Annotated in this window: 2 protein-coding genes; one reads left to right on the forward strand and one right to left on the reverse strand. The window is 73.4% G+C overall.

Features of this window, described 5'->3' with window-relative positions; translation table 11 throughout:
* A partial coding sequence (locus tag N864_RS21800; RefSeq protein WP_240474450.1) for a M48 family metallopeptidase occupies positions 1–1,105 on the forward strand: 1,105 nt, incomplete at its 5' end.
* Between the two features lie 11 nt (positions 1,106–1,116).
* On the opposite strand, the gene N864_RS21805 is transcribed toward N864_RS21800, so the two are convergent.
* Positions 1,117–2,059, reverse strand: a 943-nt coding sequence (locus tag N864_RS21805; protein ID WP_034722445.1) for an MFS transporter, incomplete at its 5' end; no start/stop codon positions are given.

Below are 2,059 nucleotides of genomic sequence, written 5' to 3' on the forward strand. Positions count from 1 at the left end.
CCGACGCAGGGCCACGGCCACCCGTGCTGCCGATGGGGTCGAGGCGGGCCTGCTCTGCGCGAGAATGGCCGCCATGCGACCACAACCGATGGCCCGACTCGCCGCTCCCCCGGGCGCACAGGTGCCGATGCGCCGGGTCGTGCGACACCCCCTCGAGATCCTGACCCTCGTCGTGGCGATCATGTCCTCGGCCCTGGTCCTCGCCTGGGCAGTCTCGGAGTTCGTCGCCGCCGCGGCCGAGGGCCGGGAGCCCGACATCTACGCGGTGCTGCTCGTCCTCGCACCCCTGCTCGTGTGGTTCGCCCGGGGCCAGTTCTGGGCCCAGCAGCGCCTGAACGGCATCAAGCTCACGCCGGAGCAGTTCCCGGAGGCGCACGCGATGCTCGTCGACGCCGCGGTGCGGTCGGGACTGCCCTACGTGCCGGACGCCTACGTCGTGCTCGGCAACGGGATGATCAACGCCGCCGCGTCGGGACACGGCTTCCGGCGGTTCGTCGTGGTCTACAGCGACCTGCTCGAGGTCGGCGGCGCGGCCCGCGACCCGGAGGCCCTGCGCTTCGTCATCGCGCACGAGGTGGGGCACATCGCGGCCGGGCACACGAGCTACTGGCGCGTGCTCGGCACCTTCGCCTCGCAGTACCTGCCCGTCGTCGGCACCACACTTAGCCGTGCCCAGGAGTACACCGCGGACAACTACGGCCACGCCCTCGTGCCGGAGGGTGCACGACTCGCCATGGCCACGCTGGCCGGCGGCAAGTACCTCAACCGGTCGGTGGACGTCGATGCGATGGCGGACCGTGCGGTGACCGAGCCGGGCCTGTTCGTCTGGGTCGCCAACGCCCTGTCGACGCACCCTGTCCTCGCCTGGCGGATGCACGCGCTGCGCGACCGCCGGCGCCCCGGCCGGCTGCTCTGGCGCCCGCGCCAGCCGTGGCTGTGGCGTCAGCCGGTCGACGCGGCGCAGCACCGGATCCCGGCCCACGTCGGCTTCCGGCCCACCCCGGCCGTCGCCGAGCCTGCCCCCGAGCCGAGCCGGGTCGGGTCGGCTGCGTTCACCGTCGCCGTGCCCGCCACCCAGACCCGCGATGGGCACGTGGGATTGTGAGGTTCCCGCGCTCAGGCCCGGCGCCGCTCCAGGGCCGCCGACCACACGGCGACCCCCACCCCGAGCAGGGCGAGGAGCGCACCGACCCGGCTCGGTGCGCCATAGCCCCAGCCGGCGGCGAGGACGACTGACCCGAGCCAGGCGCCCAACGCGTTCGCGAGGTTGAGCGTCGAGTGGTTGAGCGCGGCCGCGAGCGACTGCCCCTCGTGCGCGACGTCCATCAGCCGGATCTGCAGCAGCGGCACGAGGATCGAGGGCAGCAGCCCGAGCACGAAGACCATCGCCACGCCGAGCCAGGCCAGGTGCACCGCCCAGCCGAACACCCCGAGCAAGGCGGCGATGAGGGCGAGCACGACGATGATGCCGCGCAGGACGCCGCGGCGGGCGACGCGCCCGGCGAGCACCATACCGGTGACCATGCCGACTCCGTAGGCGGCGAGCACCCACGGCACGAACGACGCCGCCACCCCGGCCAGCTCCGTCATGGTCGGGGCGATGAACGCGTACATCGCGAACATGCCACCGAAGCCGACCGTCCCGATGAGGAGCACGAGCAGCACTTGAGGGCGTCGCAGGGCGGCCAGCTCCCGAGCCATCGACTCGTCCCCGCTGACCGGTTGGCGGGGCAGCCACACTGCGAGCGCCACCACGGTCGCCGCCCCGATGGCTCCCACGGCCGCGTAGGCCGTCTGCCACCCGAGGCGCTGCCCGAGCATCGTGGCGACCGGGACGCCGACGACGTTGGCCACACCGAGTCCCTGCAACAGGGCGGCGACGGCGGCGGTGCGCCGAGCCCTCGAGACGAGTGAGGCCGCCACGACCGACCCGATCCCGAAATAGGCCCCGTGCGGGATCCCGGCGAGGAACCGGGCCGGCATGAGCGAGGGGTAGCGGTCCGCGAGGAGGACGCCGAGGTGCGCGGCGGCGAAGAACGCCATGAGGGAGATGAGCAGG

Source organism: Intrasporangium chromatireducens Q5-1 (assembly GCF_000576575.1).
GTDB lineage: Bacteria > Actinomycetota > Actinomycetes > Actinomycetales > Dermatophilaceae > Intrasporangium_A > Intrasporangium_A chromatireducens.